Source organism: Qipengyuania nanhaisediminis (genome assembly GCF_045862805.1).
GTDB lineage: Bacteria > Pseudomonadota > Alphaproteobacteria > Sphingomonadales > Sphingomonadaceae > Erythrobacter > Erythrobacter nanhaisediminis_A.
In genome coordinates this window covers 367,228-381,278 of sequence record NZ_AP025760.1, presented here as the reverse complement: position 1 = coordinate 381,278, position 14,051 = coordinate 367,228, and the positions used below count along the sequence as shown (strand labels likewise).

Below are 14,051 nucleotides of genomic sequence, written 5' to 3'. Positions count from 1 at the left end.
AACGGCTGCGCGCGCAAGCCTCGTTTCGCCTAGTTCGCGCGATTCGATCCGAGTTCGGCGATCAGCGCGTGGACCTGCTGACGGGTCCGGTCGAGGGTGGTGCCGGTGTCGATCACTCGGTCCGCTCGCGCGCGCTTGTCTGCGTCGGGCACCTGGAGCCCGAGAATGTGGGCGAACTTCTCCGCGGTCATGCCGGGCCGGGCGAGAACACGCTCGCGCTGGATATCGGCGGGGGCGGAAACGACCACCACCAGATCGACCGCCTCGTCCCCGCCGCGCTCGAACAGCAGGGGGATGTCGAACACCAGCATCGGCGCACCCGCATTTTCGAGGAGGAACAATTGCCGGCGCTCGGCGACAGCGGGGTGAACGATGGCCTCGAGCCTGGCGAGCTTGCTCTTGTCGCCGAACACCGCCCGCCCAAGCGCGTCACGATCGACGCCGTCAGGACCGGTCGATCCGGGAAACGCTGCCTCGATCGCTTCGACAAGTTCGCCGCCTTCGCCCTGCATCGCGCGCACTTCGGCATCGGCATCGAAAACCGGGACACCGGCTTCAGCGAACATCGCTGCCACGGTCGACTTGCCCATCCCGATCGATCCGGTGAGGCCGATGATGAGCGGACGGGTCACGAACTGAGGAGCTCGCGCAATTCGGCATCGTGCTCGCGCGGGGCCTGGTGGCCGAACAACAATGAGAATGCCTCGGCCGCCTGGCCGATCAACATGGCATGACCATCGATCACGCGATGCCCGGCCGCGCGCGCCTCGGCGAGGAATCGCGTTTCCAGCGGATCGGTGACAATGTCATAGGCGATGCTGCCTGGCGGGGCATGGCTCCAGTCGAAGGCGAGATCCGGATGCCCGGTCATGCCGAGCGGCGAGGCATTGATGACGAGGTCGAGGCAGCCTTCGCGGTCGTCGAAAGCAAAATCGGTGGGTTGTGCGAAATGCGAGAGGTGGATGGCGTGGTGGTCACCATTCGGCGCAAGCTCGGCAAGAAGCGCGCGCGCCTTGTCCGGATCGCGGCCTGCTACCACGAGGACGAACCCCTTGTCCGCGAGCGCCGCGATGATTGCACGCGCTGCTCCGCCGGTTCCGATGATGCGGGCCATGCGAAACAAGTGATCGCCTTGAAAAAGCGGTGCGAGGGGTTCGAGAAAACCGCCGACATCGGTGTTGTGGCCGGTCAGCCGGCCGTCCTCGCCGCGCACGACCGTGTTCACCGCACCGATCCGTTCGGCGAGCGGATCGAGCCTGTCGAGCAGGGGCATCACCGCCTGCTTGTTCGGCATGGTGACATTGCACCCTGCCCAGCAAGGATCGGCGCGTCGACTGGCGATGTAATCGACCAGCTGCGCCTCGGTTACCTGCTTGCGCGTATATTCGGCTGCGATCGCCAGTTTCTCGAGCCAGAAATTGTGGATCGCCGGCGATTTCGAATGCGCGATCGGGTCGCCGATCACCTGCGCGTGCCGCATGACCGCCTGTTTCGTCATGCCTGCAGGACCCCTTGATCGCGCAGCGCCCCGAGCACCGGCAGGAGCGGCATGCCGAGCACGGTGAACTGGTCGCCCTCGATCCTTTCGAACAATTGCACGCCCATGGCCTCGATGCGGAAACAACCAACCGTGTGCGAGATCGCGGGCCACTCGACCTCGACATAAAGGTCGATGAAATCATCCGAGAGATCACGCACGAGGAGGTGGGCACAGTCGCTGTGCGCCCACAGGCAACCCTCGCCGCGGACTATGACCGCAGCGCTGTGGAGTTCCATCATCCTGCCCGAGAAGAAGCCCAGGTGTTCTCGCGCCTCCTCGCGCGATCGCGGCTTGTCGAAGCGGCGGCCTTCGACGGTGACAAGCGAATCGCTTCCGAGGACGAGCGCGGCCGCATCCTCGCGTGCGATGGCGGCGGCCTTGGCAACGCTCAGCGCCTCGGCGATATCTTCCGGCGCGGCATCGGCGAGGTCGCGCTCTATCGCGCGTTCGTCGATTGCCGCGGGGCGCGCCTCGTAAGGCACGCCCGCTGCATCGAGCATGGCTTTCCGCGATTCCGAACGCGACGCCAGGACCAGCGGCGGCTTTTCCTGTGCAGTGCTCATATCGGTTTCGACACCCCCTCGATCTGGCGGTCCTTGCGGGTGCGCTCCTGCACCAGCCGGATGATCGCTGCCGCGCTCTCCTCGATCGAGCGACGGGTCACGTCGATCACGGGCCAGCCATTGTCAGCGAACATGCGCCGGGCGAACTGAATCTCGGACTTCACCTGCTCGTTGTCGACATAGGATGTCTCGGTCCCCTCGTTCAGCGAAAGGAGTCGGTTGCGGCGGATCTGGACCAGCCGCTCGGGCGCGGTGGTGAGACCGACGACCAGCGGCTGGCGCAGCCGGAAAAGCGCATCGGGCGGCGGGCTCTCGACCACCAGCGGGATATTGGCGACCTTGTAGCCGCGATTGGCAAGATAGATGCTGGTCGGGGTCTTGGATGTGCGCGAAACGCCGGCGAGCACGATGTCGGCCTCTTCCCAGTTTTCGTGCCCCACGCCATCATCATGCGCGATCGTGTACTGGATCGCGTCGACGCGCTTGAAATAGTCGGCATCCATGATGTGCTGGCGGCCCGGCTTGCCGTGCGCTTCCTGTCCCAATTGCGCTTCGAGCGCGGCGGTGACCTGGTCGAGCACCGGCACTGCGGGAAGGCCAAGACGCCGGCAATGTTCTTCCAGTCGAGCTCGGGTCTCGGGATTGACGAGTGTAAACAGGACGAGGCCTGGATTGGCAGCAAGGTCGGGGACGATCCGGTCGAGATGCTGGCGCGAACGGACCATGGGCCAGAAATGGCGGCTCACGGTCGGATCGTCGAATTGCGCGAGCGCCGCCTTGGCGATCATTTCGAGCGTTTCGCCGGTGGAATCCGATACAAGATGCAGATTCAGGCGATTCATAGGGCGGGGCGGAGCGCTTTCGTGGGCATGTGGACAACCACCGGCATAAACCACGGGAGAGAAGTGTCGACAAGCTTGGGAGAGGATTTCCTCACCGCTGCCGACCGATTCTGAAGGCGACTTGTCATCACAAGTGCGCGCGTATCGACAGGCTGGGGAGACCGGGGACATCTTGCGCTTGACTCAAGCCCGGCGCGGATTCGCAGCTGCGCAAAAAACTTCTAACGACGCGCAATTTCGGGCAAGGGCGCGCTATCCCCGATTTCCACAGGGCCAACAGACTCCATCAAACCTTTTATAAGTATTGTTTATTTGTTTTAAGGAACGCCATGCCCGGTCCCTTATTCGATACTCTCAATGGTGAACGCCAGGAACGCGCGCCTGTCTGGCTCATGCGTCAGGCAGGGCGTTACCTGCCGGAATACCGCGAATTGCGCGCCGAGAAAGGCGGCTTTCTCGAGCTCGTCTATGACAGCGAGGCGGCAGCAGAGGTGACGGTGCAGCCGATCAGGCGCTTCGGCTTCGACGGAGCTATCCTGTTTTCCGATATCCTGATCGTGCCGCATGCCATGGGGCAGGGGCTGGAATTTCTCGCCGGCGAGGGGCCGAAGCTCTCGCCGACATTGCTCGAGGCCGAACTTTCGGATTTCACCGAGGCGCGCGACCGCTTCGATCCCGTCTACGAGACCGTGCGGCTGACAAGGGCGCAAATCGGCGACGCGGTGACGATGCTCGGCTTTGCAGGCTCGCCCTGGACCGTCGCGACCTACATGATCGCGGGGCAGGGTTCGAAGGATCAGGGCCCGTCGCGACTGCTTGCCTATCGCGATCCGGCCCGTATGCAGGCGATCCTCGATGCGATTGGCGCCGTGACGATCGAATATCTGCGCGGCCAGATCGATGCCGGCGCCGAAGCGGTGCAATTGTTCGACAGCTGGGCGGGCAGTCTCGCGCCCGACCAGTTCGAACGCTGGGTGATCGCGCCCAATGCGGCGATCACCGCGGCGATCAAGAAATCGCATCCGCATGTCCCGGTGATCGGTTTTCCCAAGGGAGCAGGGGCGAAACTGCCCGCCTATGCGCGCGAAACGGGCGTCGATGCGGTGGGTCTCGACGAGACGGTCGATCCGGCCTGGGCGCATGCGCATTTGCCGCCGGAAATGCCGGTGCAGGGCAACCTCGATCCGCTGCTGGTCGAGGCGGGCGGTCCGCAATTGCCCGCGCGCATAAGGCATGTCCTTGCTGCCTTTGAAGACCGGCCACATGTCTTCAATCTGGGCCACGGGATCGGCCAGTTCACTCCGATAGAGCATGTCGAGACCTTGATGACGACATTGCGCGAAGGGTAGGGTGCACGGCATGCAGGATGCACTTTTCGCGATCTCGCCCTGGCTCGAAGTGGGTCATATCGTCTTCGTGGTGTTCTGGCTCGCCGGGCTGTTCATGCTCCCCCGTCAGTGCATCTACATGCTCGACCACGCGCCCGGTTCGCCGGGTGAGGCCAAATGGGCCGAACGGATGGGAAAGCTCAGGCGGATCATCCTCACGCCGAGCATCGTCGCGGTGTGGTTGTTCGGCCTCACGCTCGCCATCGCTCTGGGCTATTTCTCGAGCGGATGGCTCCACGCCAAGCTCGCGCTCGTGCTGGCGCTGAGCGGCTATCACGGCTGGCTGGTTGCGCAGGCGAAAAAGATGGCGCGCGGCGAGCGCCCGCTCGGCGAGAAAACCCTGCGATTGATGGGCGAGGTGCCCGGGCTCTTGCTGGTGCTCATCGTCGTGCTGGTCGTGATCAAGCCGTTTTGACCAATTGAGCGATTGACGCGGCGCCGGCACAGGCATATTTCACGCCCGATCACAACGGCATTGGCCGCGTCTCACGACAAGGCCGGGTCATGCTTTCTCCAAGCCCCGATCCTCGTTACCGAGATGCGTTGGACGACAATTTTGTAAGCGGTGCCCTTGGGTGCCAAAACCCTGTCGCCTTCGCTCCTCGTCCGGGGTCCTGACCACTTGCCCGCATAAAACTGGATAGAATTTCCCATGCATCTCAAAGACTTGAAAGCACGCACCCCGGCCGAGCTGGTCCAGATGGCCGAAGAGCTCGGGGTCGAAGGCGCCTCGACCATGCGTCGCCAGGACCTGCTTTTCTCGATCCTGCGCGAGCTGGCCGAAGACGACGAGTACGAAGAAAAGATCATGGGGATCGGCACCATCGAGGTGCTGCAGGATGGCTTTGGCTTCCTGCGTTCGCCCGAGGCCAATTATCTTGCCGGGCCTGATGATATCTATGTCTCGCCCAACCAGATCCGCAAATGGGGCCTGCGCACCGGCGACACGGTCGAAGGCGAAATCCGCGCGCCGCGCGAAGGCGAGCGTTACTTCGCGCTCACCAGCCTTGCTGCGGTGAATTTCGAGGATCCCGAAGCGGTCAGGATGCGGACCAATTTTGACAACCTCACACCGCTCTATCCCGACCAGAAACTCTCGCTCGATTCGAACGACCCCACGGTCAAGGACAAGTCGGCGCGGGTGATCGACATCATCTCGCCGCAGGGCAAGGGTCAGCGCGCGTTGATTGTCGCGCCGCCGCGTACGGGTAAGACCGTCCTGCTGCAAAACATTGCCAAGGCGATCACCGACAACCACCCCGAGGTGTTCCTGCTCGTCCTGTTGGTCGACGAACGCCCTGAGGAAGTCACCGACATGCAGCGTTCGGTGAAGGGCGAGGTGATCTCCTCGACTTTTGACGAACCGGCCAATCGTCACGTGCAAGTCGCTGAAATGGTTATCGAAAAGGCCAAGCGCCTGGTCGAGCACAAGCACGATGTCGTGATCCTGCTCGATTCGATCACGCGCCTTGGCCGCGCCTACAACACTGTCGTCCCGAGCTCGGGCAAGGTGTTGACCGGTGGTGTCGATGCCAATGCACTCCAGCGGCCCAAGCGCTTCTTCGGCGCGGCGCGCAATATCGAGGAGGGCGGATCGCTTTCGATCATTGCAACCGCGCTGATCGACACCGGCAGCCGAATGGACGAAGTGATCTTCGAGGAGTTCAAGGGCACCGGCAACTCGGAAATCGTGCTCGACCGCAAGGTCTCCGACAAGCGCATCTTCCCGGCGCTCGATGTCGGCAAGTCCGGCACCCGCAAGGAAGAATTGCTGGTCGAGAAGGACAAGCTGTCGAAGATGTGGGTCCTGCGCCGCATTCTCATGCAGATGGGCACGGTCGACGCGATGGAATTCCTGCTCGACAAGATGAAGGATTCCAAGACCAACGAGGATTTCTTCGAGACGATGAACCAGTAGGTTTGGCCGCGGGGCCGTGCTATTTGCCAGGCCCCGCGCGCCGCTGGCGGAATTATTGCGAAGGAGTGCCGCAATGAAGGTGAATATCGAGATCGATTGCACGCCCGAAGAAGCGCGCACCTTCATGGGCTTGCCCGATGTCAGCCAGGCCAACGATGTCTATGTCGAGACCATTACGAAGGCGATGCAAGGTGTAAGCAACCCCGCGCAATTGCAGGAATTTGCAAGCGCGCTCGCACCGATGGGACAGATGGGGCTGAAGATGTTCCAGAACTTTGTCGAAGGCGGCATGCGTCCTTCGGGCAATCCGTCTGCGGGCCGCGATTCCGGCGAGGGATGAGCCGGCATCGGTCCTGCGCGATCGGACATGTTTGATGGTTGACCACCAGGCAACGATATTCGCGGTTTCAAGCGGGTCTCCTCCGGCAGCGATCGGCGTCATCCGTATCAGCGGTCCACGTGCCAAGGATGCCTTGCTGACTCTCGCCGGGCGCGATTTCGTGCCGCGCCAGGCGAGCCTCGCGCGGCTTCGTGATCCGCAAGGCGCCGTGCTCGACCACGCGCTTGTCCTGTGGTTTCCCGGTCCGCGTTCGGCGACAGGCGAGGACTGTGCCGAATTGCATTGCCACGGGGGTAGGGCGGTGCTCGACGCGGTCCAGCGCAGCCTGTCGGAGATCGAGGGATTGCGGCCGGCAGAAGAGGGCGAGTTCACCCGGCGTGCCTTTGCCAATGGCCGTATTGATCTCGCTGAGGCCGAAGGTTTGGCCGATCTGCTCGAGGCAGAAACCGAATGGCAACGCGCAAGCGCCATTGCCAGCGCCGGGGGCAGGCTGTCATCGCTGATCGAAGGCTGGCGCGATGCCAGCCTTCGTGCCGCTGCCGAAATCGAGGCCGCGCTCGACTTTTCCGATGAAGACGATGTTGCACAGATGCCCGCGCGCTTTGCAGAGGAACTCGACGATCTGTGCGCTGAGATTGGCGAATTGCTCGACGCGCCTCGCAGCGAGAAGATCAAGGAGGGTTTTCGCGTTGTCCTGGCCGGGCCGCCCAATTCGGGAAAGTCCACGCTTTTCAACGCGCTTACCGACAGCGAGGCGGCGATCACTTCGCCAATTGCCGGGACGACGCGCGACGTGATCGAGCGCTCGGTTGCGATTGCCGGGATCCCGTTTTCCCTGGTCGACACCGCGGGGCTTCGCGAGGATGGCAACGAACCGATCGAGGCGATCGGCATCGCCCGCGCCCGTGCGGAATTATCGCGCGCGGATTGTATCCTCTGGCTCGGGCCCGAGGGTGAGGGCCCATCGGGTGCCTGGGAAATCTCGACCAAATCCGACGACGCGAATGCTATGCAAAAGGCGCAGGCTGATCACGTCGTCTCGGCGGTGACGGGTGAGGGCATCGGGGCTTTGAAAGCAGCGCTTGTCGAGCGAGCCCGCGCGGTCCTTCCCAAGCCGGGCGAGGCGGCTCTCAATGCGCGGCAGCATGCACGGCTTGCCGAGGCGCACGCGGCGCTGCGCGCAGCAGGTCAGCAGCGCGATCTCCTGCTGATCGGAGAAGAGCTGCGGCAAGCGCGCCTCGCGTTCGACAGGCTGATCGGACGGGCGACCACCGAAGACATGCTCGATGCGCTTTTCTCTCGGTTTTGCATCGGCAAATAGTCGCGCCTGCCAATTACGGGGTGCCCCTCATGTTTCACGTGGAACACCTCAACCCAATTGGCTTTGACGATTCCAGGCGCAGTCCCTATCTGGCGCGCCATGCACGAATTCGATGTCCTGGTGATTGGTGGCGGGCACGCCGGTGTCGAAGCGGCTTGCGCCGCGGCGCGCACAGGCGCGCGGACTGGTCTCGTCACCTTTGATCGTCAGGCGATCGGTGCGATGAGCTGCAACCCGGCGATCGGTGGCCTGGGCAAGGGGCACCTCGTTCGCGAAGTCGATGCGCTCGACGGCGTGCTGGCCCGTGCGGCCGATGCTGGGGCGATCCACTACCGCATGCTCAACCGCTCGAAGGGCTCAGCAGTCTGGGGACCACGGGTCCAGGCCGACCGCGACCTGTTCAAGGCTGAGGTTCAAGCCTTGGTGAACAGGCAGCGGAACCTGACCGTCATAGAGGGCGAAGCAGCTGCGCTCGTGCTCGATGGGGGGGCGGTGCGCGGTCTCGAACTTGCAGATGGCACCCGGCTTGATGCGGGCCGGGTGATCTTGTGCACCGGCACATTCCTCGGCGGCATCCTTTATCGCGGCGAGGAGCGGTTCGAGGGAGGGCGGATCGGGGAGAACGCGGCAAGGCGCCTGGCAGAGCAATTGCGCGAGGCGGACTTGCCGATGGCGCGGCTCAAGACAGGGACCCCGCCGCGGCTCGACGGGCGGACGATCGATTGGGCTGTGCTCGATGAACAGCCCTCGGATGATGACGGTTGGACAATGTCCGCCCTGACCCCCGCTCGTCGCAATCCGCAGGTGTTTTGCGCAATCACCCGGACCAACCAGGCCGCGCACGATGTCATCCGCGCAAACCTTGACCGGTCGCCGTTGTTCTCAGGCGCCATCGATGCCGCCGGGCCGCGCTATTGCCCTTCGATCGAGGACAAGATCCACCGGTTCGGCGATCGCGACGGTCATCAGGTTTTTCTCGAACCCGAGGGACTGACGACCCATCTGGTCTATCCCAACGGCATCAGCACCTCGCTTCCCGTCGATGTCCAACTTGCGATGTTGCGAGCCATGCCCGGCCTCGGCGCAGTAACGATGTCGGTTCCCGGTTATGCGGTCGAATACGATCACATCGACCCGCGCGCCCTGACCCCTGATCTGCAGTTGCGGGCGATCCCGGGACTTTATTGTGCAGGCCAGATCAACGGTACGACCGGATATGAAGAGGCGGCCGCGCAGGGTCTTGTCGCGGGACTTGAAGCCGCCGCAGCTGCGCGCGGGACCGAACCACCCGCGCTCGACCGCGCCAATTCGTATATCGCCGTCATGATCGACGATTTGACATTGCAGGGCGTGAGCGAACCCTATCGCATGTTGACCTCGCGCGCCGAATACCGGTTGCGGCTGCGAGCGAACAACGCGGCCACCCGGCTCACGCCGCTTGGTATGGCGGCAGGTTGCGTCGGGGAAGATCGCCGTCGGTGGTACGAAGAGCGCGAGGAGGCTCGCAAATCCATAGCCGAGGCGTTGAACCGCCCGATCTCTGCTCGTGAGCTGTCCGATGCGGGCTTACCGGTGCGCCGCGATCATTCCGCCAAGACTGCGGCGCGGTGGTTGGGTCATGACACGATCGATGCCCAGGCGCTTGCGCCATGGCTAGGTGAAGCTGCTGATCTTGATTCCACACTTCTCGCCGAGATGGCTGAAGATGCGGCCTATGCCCCCTATCTTGCGAGGCAGGACGCCGAATTGCGTGATCTTCGTGCAAGCGAATCCCTGCCGCTTGCACCCGATTTCCCGTATGCTGAGGTGCCAGGCCTCTCGAACGAGATGATCGAGCGATTGAGCGCGGCCGCACCGACCACTCTCGCGGCCGCGGGGCGGGTGCCGGGAATCACTCCGGCTGCGCTGTCGGCACTGCTGGTCCACGCCCGACGCTGGCAAAACGCCGCATGAGCACTCCAGCACCAATCACCACTGAGGATGAGGCTCGCGCCTACGTCGCCAATTGGGCGGCCCCCTCGGGAATGGAGGTGCTGAGCGGGTATATCGCGGCGCTATTGGACGAGAACGGTCGCCAGAACCTTATTAGCAAACCTTCCGAAGCGCAGTTATGGCAACGCCACATCGCGGATAGCGCGCAATTGCTCGAGCATGTTTCACGTGAAACACGCGAAAAGCCACCCGGCCCTTGGCTGGATCTTGGTACAGGGCCAGGGTTGCCAGGAATGGTCATTGCGATCCTCCAACCCCAGATCGACGTGGTTCTCGTCGAATCGCGGGCTCGTAGGGTCGAGTTTCTACAAACGTGTGTGCGCAGCCTCGGACTGGCCAATTGCCGGATCGAGGGACAGCGGCTCGAGATCACCGACCCCTTCGATAGCTGGATCATTTCGGCACGTGCCTTTGCACCGCTGGAAAAACTCCTGCGTTTATCCGCACCCTTCTCCACAAGCAGCACCAAGTTCCTCTTGCCCAAGGGACGTTCAGCAGCGCACGAATTGCAATCGGTCAAACCTTCGATTCGAAGACTGTTTCACGTGAAACAATCATTGACCGATCCGGAGGCGGGTATCATCGTAAGTCAATGACGCAAGACGATAACCCGACGCAAACCGACGCCCCCGCACGGGGCAAAGACGGGAAACGCGCCATGCTGACGATCGCTATCGCCAATCAGAAGGGCGGGGTGGGAAAAACCACCACCGCGATCAACATGGCTACCGCAATGGCCGCAACCGGCTGGCGCACATTACTCATCGATCTCGATCCGCAGGGCAATGCCTCGACAGGACTGGGTGTGGCGGCGAATGCGCGCGATGTGTCGAGTTACGATCTTCTGGTCGACGAGGTTCCGATCGATGAGGCGTTTGTCGGGACAAGCATTCCCGGGCTCGATATCGTTCCGGCCACGGTCGATCTGAGCGGCGCGGAAGTCGAGCTGGTTTCGGTCGAGGAGCGGACTGCACGCCTTCGCAGCGCTCTCACCAACCATTCGGGTCACGATATCTGCTTCATCGATTGCCCTCCGTCGCTGGGCTTGCTCACGCTTAATGCGCTTTGTGCGGCGGATACTCTGCTCGTTCCTCTTCAATGCGAATTTTTCGCGCTAGAGGGCCTCAGCCAGCTGCTGCAGACGGTCGAGAGGGTCCAGCAACGGTTCAATCCGCGGCTCGACATCATCGGGGTCGCCCTGACCATGTTCGACCGCCGCAACCGGCTCACCGACCAGGTCGCCGAGGACGTGCGCGATTGTCTCGGCAGTCTCGTGTTCGAAACCGTCATCCCTCGCAATGTCCGGCTTTCCGAGGCACCAAGCCACGGTCTGCCGGCGCTCGTCTATGATCATTCTTGCACCGGCAGCCGCGCCTATATCGCGCTCGCACGTGAATTGATCGGGCGCTTCCCACCCGAAAGGCAGGCCGCATGACCAAATCAACCGATCCCATCCATCTTTCGGTTCCGCAACGCAGCCCGGCAGACCGCAAGAAAAAGCTCGGCAAGGGTCTGGGCGCGCTTCTGGGTGAAACGAAGCGCGAAGAACCGCTGGTCCGCTCGTCGTCCCGTAATGGCGATGAGACCGACTCTGTGTCCGGAGCGCCCGCCACCGCCACTTCACCGCTACAATCGCTGGCAGTGACGGCGATCGAGCCGCTGGAGGGCAATCCGCGCAAGCACTTCGACGAGAACGCGCTCGAGGAACTTGCGGCGTCGATCGCAAAACGCGGGGTTATTCAACCGGTTATTGTGCGCCCTCAAGGTGGTGGCCGGTATCAGCTCGTCGCCGGTGAGCGCCGTTGGCGCGCGGCACAGAGAGCGCGGCTCCACGAGATCCCGGCCTTGGTGCGCGAGCTCGATGACCGCGAGGTCATGGCGCTTGCCCTGATCGAAAACCTCCAGCGCGAAGATCTCAATCCGGTCGAGGAAGCGCGCGCCTATCAGCGGCTCGCAGACGACGAGGGGATGACCCAGGCCGAAATCGCCCGGATGGTCGAAAAATCGCGCAGTCACGTCGCCAACATCCAGCGTCTGCTAGGTCTTCCCGAGGCGGTGCTCGATTTGGTCGAGGCGGGCAAATTGTCGATGGGGCATGCGCGCGCGCTGATCGGGCAGGAAGACGCAGCCTCCCTGGCGCGCAAGGCGGTGAACGAAAATCTCTCCGTCCGCGAAATCGAGAAGATGGTCCGCAAGGTCGCAAAAGCGGTCAAGGGCGACAGCGACAGCCGCAATGCCGCCGCATTGAGTGCCGAAGATGCCGATATCGCCGCGGTCCAGCGCCATCTGGAGGAATATCTCGGGCTCAAGGTGCAGATCAAGGCGGACAAGGACCCGCGTTCGGGCGCGATGACGATTCGCTACAACACGCTGGACCAGCTAGACCTGCTATGCCAGCGCCTGACCGGGGGCGAGTTCTAGCCAACCGGCGCAACCGCCACTTGCCCACGAAAAAGCGGCCGAAGCATCTCGCGCTCCGGCCGCTTTTTCGTTTTCTACCAGGCGAAAAGTCGCGCCGCGCAACTTCGGGCGGCTGCGCGCTGGCGCCCTAATTGCCCTTGATATAGCGCGGCTGGCGCGGGGCCGGGGTAGGTGGCGCAGCGCGCGGCGGTGCCGGAATCGTTCGAGCAGCTCCGGGCACGGTTTCTTCTCGAACCGTCTCGCGCACGATCACGCGCTGCGGCTGTTCGTAGCGGACCGGCACGTAGACCACCTGCTGCGGTGGCTGATATGTGTAGCCGTAATTGTAAGCGGGCGCGTAGGAATAGCCGTAGCCATAGGCCGGAGCGGCTGGCGCATAGGCAGGGTAGGATGCAGGGATCGAGCGTGCCGCGTAGCGAACCGGCATGGCATGGCCTTGACCATGTTGCGAAAGGTAGGCGTCAAGCGCTGCCTCGCAGTCATATTCCCCGCGTTCGTCCCGGCCGCCGCCGATCAGGCTTCCGAGCAGACCACCAGCGAGGCCGCCTGCTCCCACGCCGATCAAGGTGCCCGCAAGGCGCTCGCCATCAGCAACACGGTTGCCGATGATTCCGCCCGCGATCGCTCCGAGCAAACCGCCGATGATTCCGCCTTTTTCGCGATCACCGCGGCCATCGGTACGCTCTTCGCATTCCGCGATCCATTCCTCGCGCTCAAACACGCCCGCGGCAGGGGCATAGGCTGTCTGATAATAGGTTGCGGCAGGGTAAGCGGGATGCGCCGATGTGGCAGGGTGGCCCATGCGCTCGATTCGGCGTGTGCGGGTGATCGTCTCGACCCCGTCGGCACCTACCGTGGTCTCGGTGTATTCCTCGGTGGTCGGAGCGCTGCGGTATTCCTCGGGAAGCGTTTCGACTTCGGCCTGGGACATCGGCGCTGTGACCTGCGCATTTACAGCAAGCGGAGCGCACAATGCGCAAACCGCCGAAGCGGCGGCAAGACCGCGCACAAATGCGGGAAGAGTGGTGGAGTGAGTCATTATGTTCCCCCGGAACTGGAGCGCGACTCGCGCTCGCCTGCAAAGAATGGGCTTAACATCGGTTTTACCATTCACCTGCGCCGGCGACCAAGGCGCGCTGGCGTAATGTCTCGTTTCGGGGCGGAAATCCGTGATCTGCGCGCGGTTAGATCCGGTCGGCCAGCAGGCCCGAAAGCGTTTCGATGCCCGCAGCGTCATCGGCGGTGAAACGCGCTGGATCAGGGCTGTCGAGGTCGATCACCGCGATGACCTCGCCACCGCGCAGCACCGGCACGACCAGTTCGGACCGGCTCGCCGCGTCGCAGGCGATGTGACCTGGAAAAGCATGAACGTCCTCGACCAGCTGGGTCTTGCCTTCGGCGGCTGCGGCACCGCAGACCCCGCGGCCAATCGGTATGCGGATACAGGCGGGCCGTCCCACGAAAGGGCCGAGAACGAGCTCAGCTGAGCCATCGCGCGCCGCACCGACCCGGTAGAACCCGGCCCAGTTGAGCGCGGGCACGTATTCCCAGATCAACGCCGCGACATTGGCCATGTTCGCAACCGAGTCGCATTCGCCCTCTGTCAGCGCAGCGGCGGCATCGTGCAACTGGCGGTAGCGCTCGGCTGGCTCGAGCGCGGGATCGGGGCGGAAATCGTACATGCGTTTAATCCTGTTGTCGCAAGGCTGCGGCTGACCTATCTCGC

The 14,051-nt window shown here is 63.1% G+C and carries 15 protein-coding genes; 9 read left to right on the top strand and 6 right to left on the bottom strand.

Annotated features, from left to right (window positions below; translation table 11 throughout):
* Positions 1-29 precede the first annotated feature (29 nt).
* The 4 genes from coaE to ACKTSM_RS01845 are packed head-to-tail and all read right to left on the bottom strand — an operon-like array spanning position 30 to position 2,945.
* A complete protein-coding gene (gene coaE / locus ACKTSM_RS01860) occupies positions 30-632 on the bottom strand; it encodes a dephospho-CoA kinase (RefSeq protein ID WP_407875450.1) in 603 nt (200 codons plus the stop codon).
* Positions 629-1,498, bottom strand: coding sequence for a shikimate dehydrogenase (gene aroE / locus ACKTSM_RS01855; RefSeq protein WP_407875449.1), 870 nt, complete (start codon positions 1,496-1,498; stop codon positions 629-631). Before aroE ends, coaE begins: the two co-directional genes overlap by 4 nt.
* A complete protein-coding gene (locus ACKTSM_RS01850) occupies positions 1,495-2,103 on the bottom strand; it encodes a Maf family protein (RefSeq protein WP_407875448.1) in 609 nt (202 codons plus the stop codon). The genes aroE and ACKTSM_RS01850 overlap by 4 nt, the downstream gene beginning before the upstream one ends.
* Entirely contained in the window at positions 2,100-2,945 is an 846-nt protein-coding gene (locus tag ACKTSM_RS01845; protein ID WP_407875447.1) for a pyruvate, water dikinase regulatory protein, read from the bottom strand. The genes ACKTSM_RS01850 and ACKTSM_RS01845 overlap by 4 nt, the downstream gene beginning before the upstream one ends.
* A gap of 329 nt (positions 2,946-3,274) precedes the next feature.
* On the opposite strand from ACKTSM_RS01845, the gene hemE reads away from it, so the two are divergent.
* The 9 genes from hemE to ACKTSM_RS01800 all read left to right on the top strand — a co-directional run bounded on the left by hemE (position 3,275) and on the right by ACKTSM_RS01800 (position 12,325).
* The gene (gene hemE, locus ACKTSM_RS01840) at positions 3,275-4,294 is read left to right on the top strand and encodes a uroporphyrinogen decarboxylase (RefSeq protein WP_407875446.1); all 1,020 of its coding nucleotides are present in this window, start codon (positions 3,275-3,277) and stop codon (positions 4,292-4,294) included.
* A 10-nt stretch (positions 4,295-4,304) separates the two neighbouring features.
* Positions 4,305-4,748, top strand: a complete 444-nt coding sequence (locus ACKTSM_RS01835; protein WP_407875445.1) for a CopD family protein — start codon at positions 4,305-4,307, stop codon at positions 4,746-4,748.
* A gap of 237 nt (positions 4,749-4,985) precedes the next feature.
* Positions 4,986-6,251 (top strand): transcription termination factor Rho, encoded by a 1,266-nt coding sequence (gene rho / locus ACKTSM_RS01830; protein WP_407875444.1) that lies wholly within the window; start codon positions 4,986-4,988, stop codon positions 6,249-6,251.
* Positions 6,252-6,324: 73 nt separating this feature from the next.
* Complete coding sequence (locus ACKTSM_RS01825; protein WP_407875443.1) at positions 6,325-6,591, top strand: DUF6489 family protein; 267 nt, start codon at positions 6,325-6,327, stop codon at positions 6,589-6,591.
* A gap of 34 nt (positions 6,592-6,625) precedes the next feature.
* Complete coding sequence (gene mnmE / locus ACKTSM_RS01820; protein ID WP_407875442.1) at positions 6,626-7,912, top strand: tRNA uridine-5-carboxymethylaminomethyl(34) synthesis GTPase MnmE; 1,287 nt, start codon at positions 6,626-6,628, stop codon at positions 7,910-7,912.
* 99 nt (positions 7,913-8,011) lie between these two features.
* Complete coding sequence (gene mnmG / locus ACKTSM_RS01815) at positions 8,012-9,865, top strand: tRNA uridine-5-carboxymethylaminomethyl(34) synthesis enzyme MnmG (RefSeq protein ID WP_407875441.1); 1,854 nt, start codon at positions 8,012-8,014, stop codon at positions 9,863-9,865.
* Complete coding sequence (gene rsmG / locus ACKTSM_RS01810; protein WP_407875440.1) at positions 9,862-10,500, top strand: 16S rRNA (guanine(527)-N(7))-methyltransferase RsmG; 639 nt, start codon at positions 9,862-9,864, stop codon at positions 10,498-10,500. Before mnmG ends, rsmG begins: the two co-directional genes overlap by 4 nt.
* 62 nt (positions 10,501-10,562) lie before the next feature.
* Positions 10,563-11,339, top strand: a complete 777-nt coding sequence (locus tag ACKTSM_RS01805; RefSeq protein WP_407875439.1) for a ParA family protein — start codon at positions 10,563-10,565, stop codon at positions 11,337-11,339.
* Positions 11,336-12,325 (top strand): ParB/RepB/Spo0J family partition protein, encoded by a 990-nt coding sequence (locus ACKTSM_RS01800; RefSeq protein WP_407875438.1) that lies wholly within the window; start codon positions 11,336-11,338, stop codon positions 12,323-12,325. The genes ACKTSM_RS01805 and ACKTSM_RS01800 overlap by 4 nt, the downstream gene beginning before the upstream one ends.
* 127 nt (positions 12,326-12,452) lie before the next feature.
* On the opposite strand, the gene ACKTSM_RS01795 is transcribed toward ACKTSM_RS01800, so the two are convergent.
* Positions 12,453-13,256 carry a hypothetical protein gene (locus ACKTSM_RS01795; protein ID WP_407875437.1) on the bottom strand — a complete coding sequence of 268 codons (804 nt, stop codon included), beginning with the start codon at positions 13,254-13,256 and terminating at the stop codon, positions 12,453-12,455.
* 253 nt (positions 13,257-13,509) lie between these two features.
* Complete coding sequence (locus tag ACKTSM_RS01790) at positions 13,510-14,007, bottom strand: GAF domain-containing protein (RefSeq protein WP_407875436.1); 498 nt, start codon at positions 14,005-14,007, stop codon at positions 13,510-13,512.
* Positions 14,008-14,051: the final 44 nt, after the last annotated feature.

Coding starts and splice junctions, on each gene's coding strand:
- aroE (WP_407875449.1), bottom strand. CDS start 1,498: ATGACGAAACAGGCGGTCATGCGGCACGCGCAGGTGATCGGCGACCCG.
- ACKTSM_RS01850 (WP_407875448.1), bottom strand. CDS start 2,103: ATGAGCACTGCACAGGAAAAGCCGCCGCTGGTCCTGGCGTCGCGTTCG.
- ACKTSM_RS01845 (WP_407875447.1), bottom strand. CDS start 2,945: ATGAATCGCCTGAATCTGCATCTTGTATCGGATTCCACCGGCGAAACG.
- hemE (WP_407875446.1), top strand. CDS start 3,275: ATGCCCGGTCCCTTATTCGATACTCTCAATGGTGAACGCCAGGAACGC.
- ACKTSM_RS01835 (WP_407875445.1), top strand. CDS start 4,305: ATGCAGGATGCACTTTTCGCGATCTCGCCCTGGCTCGAAGTGGGTCAT.
- rho (WP_407875444.1), top strand. CDS start 4,986: ATGCATCTCAAAGACTTGAAAGCACGCACCCCGGCCGAGCTGGTCCAG.
- ACKTSM_RS01825 (WP_407875443.1), top strand. CDS start 6,325: ATGAAGGTGAATATCGAGATCGATTGCACGCCCGAAGAAGCGCGCACC.
- mnmE (WP_407875442.1), top strand. CDS start 6,626: ATGGTTGACCACCAGGCAACGATATTCGCGGTTTCAAGCGGGTCTCCT.
- mnmG (WP_407875441.1), top strand. CDS start 8,012: ATGCACGAATTCGATGTCCTGGTGATTGGTGGCGGGCACGCCGGTGTC.
- rsmG (WP_407875440.1), top strand. CDS start 9,862: ATGAGCACTCCAGCACCAATCACCACTGAGGATGAGGCTCGCGCCTAC.
- ACKTSM_RS01805 (WP_407875439.1), top strand. CDS start 10,563: ATGCTGACGATCGCTATCGCCAATCAGAAGGGCGGGGTGGGAAAAACC.
- ACKTSM_RS01800 (WP_407875438.1), top strand. CDS start 11,336: ATGACCAAATCAACCGATCCCATCCATCTTTCGGTTCCGCAACGCAGC.
- ACKTSM_RS01795 (WP_407875437.1), bottom strand. CDS start 13,256: ATGTCCCAGGCCGAAGTCGAAACGCTTCCCGAGGAATACCGCAGCGCT.
- ACKTSM_RS01790 (WP_407875436.1), bottom strand. CDS start 14,007: ATGTACGATTTCCGCCCCGATCCCGCGCTCGAGCCAGCCGAGCGCTAC.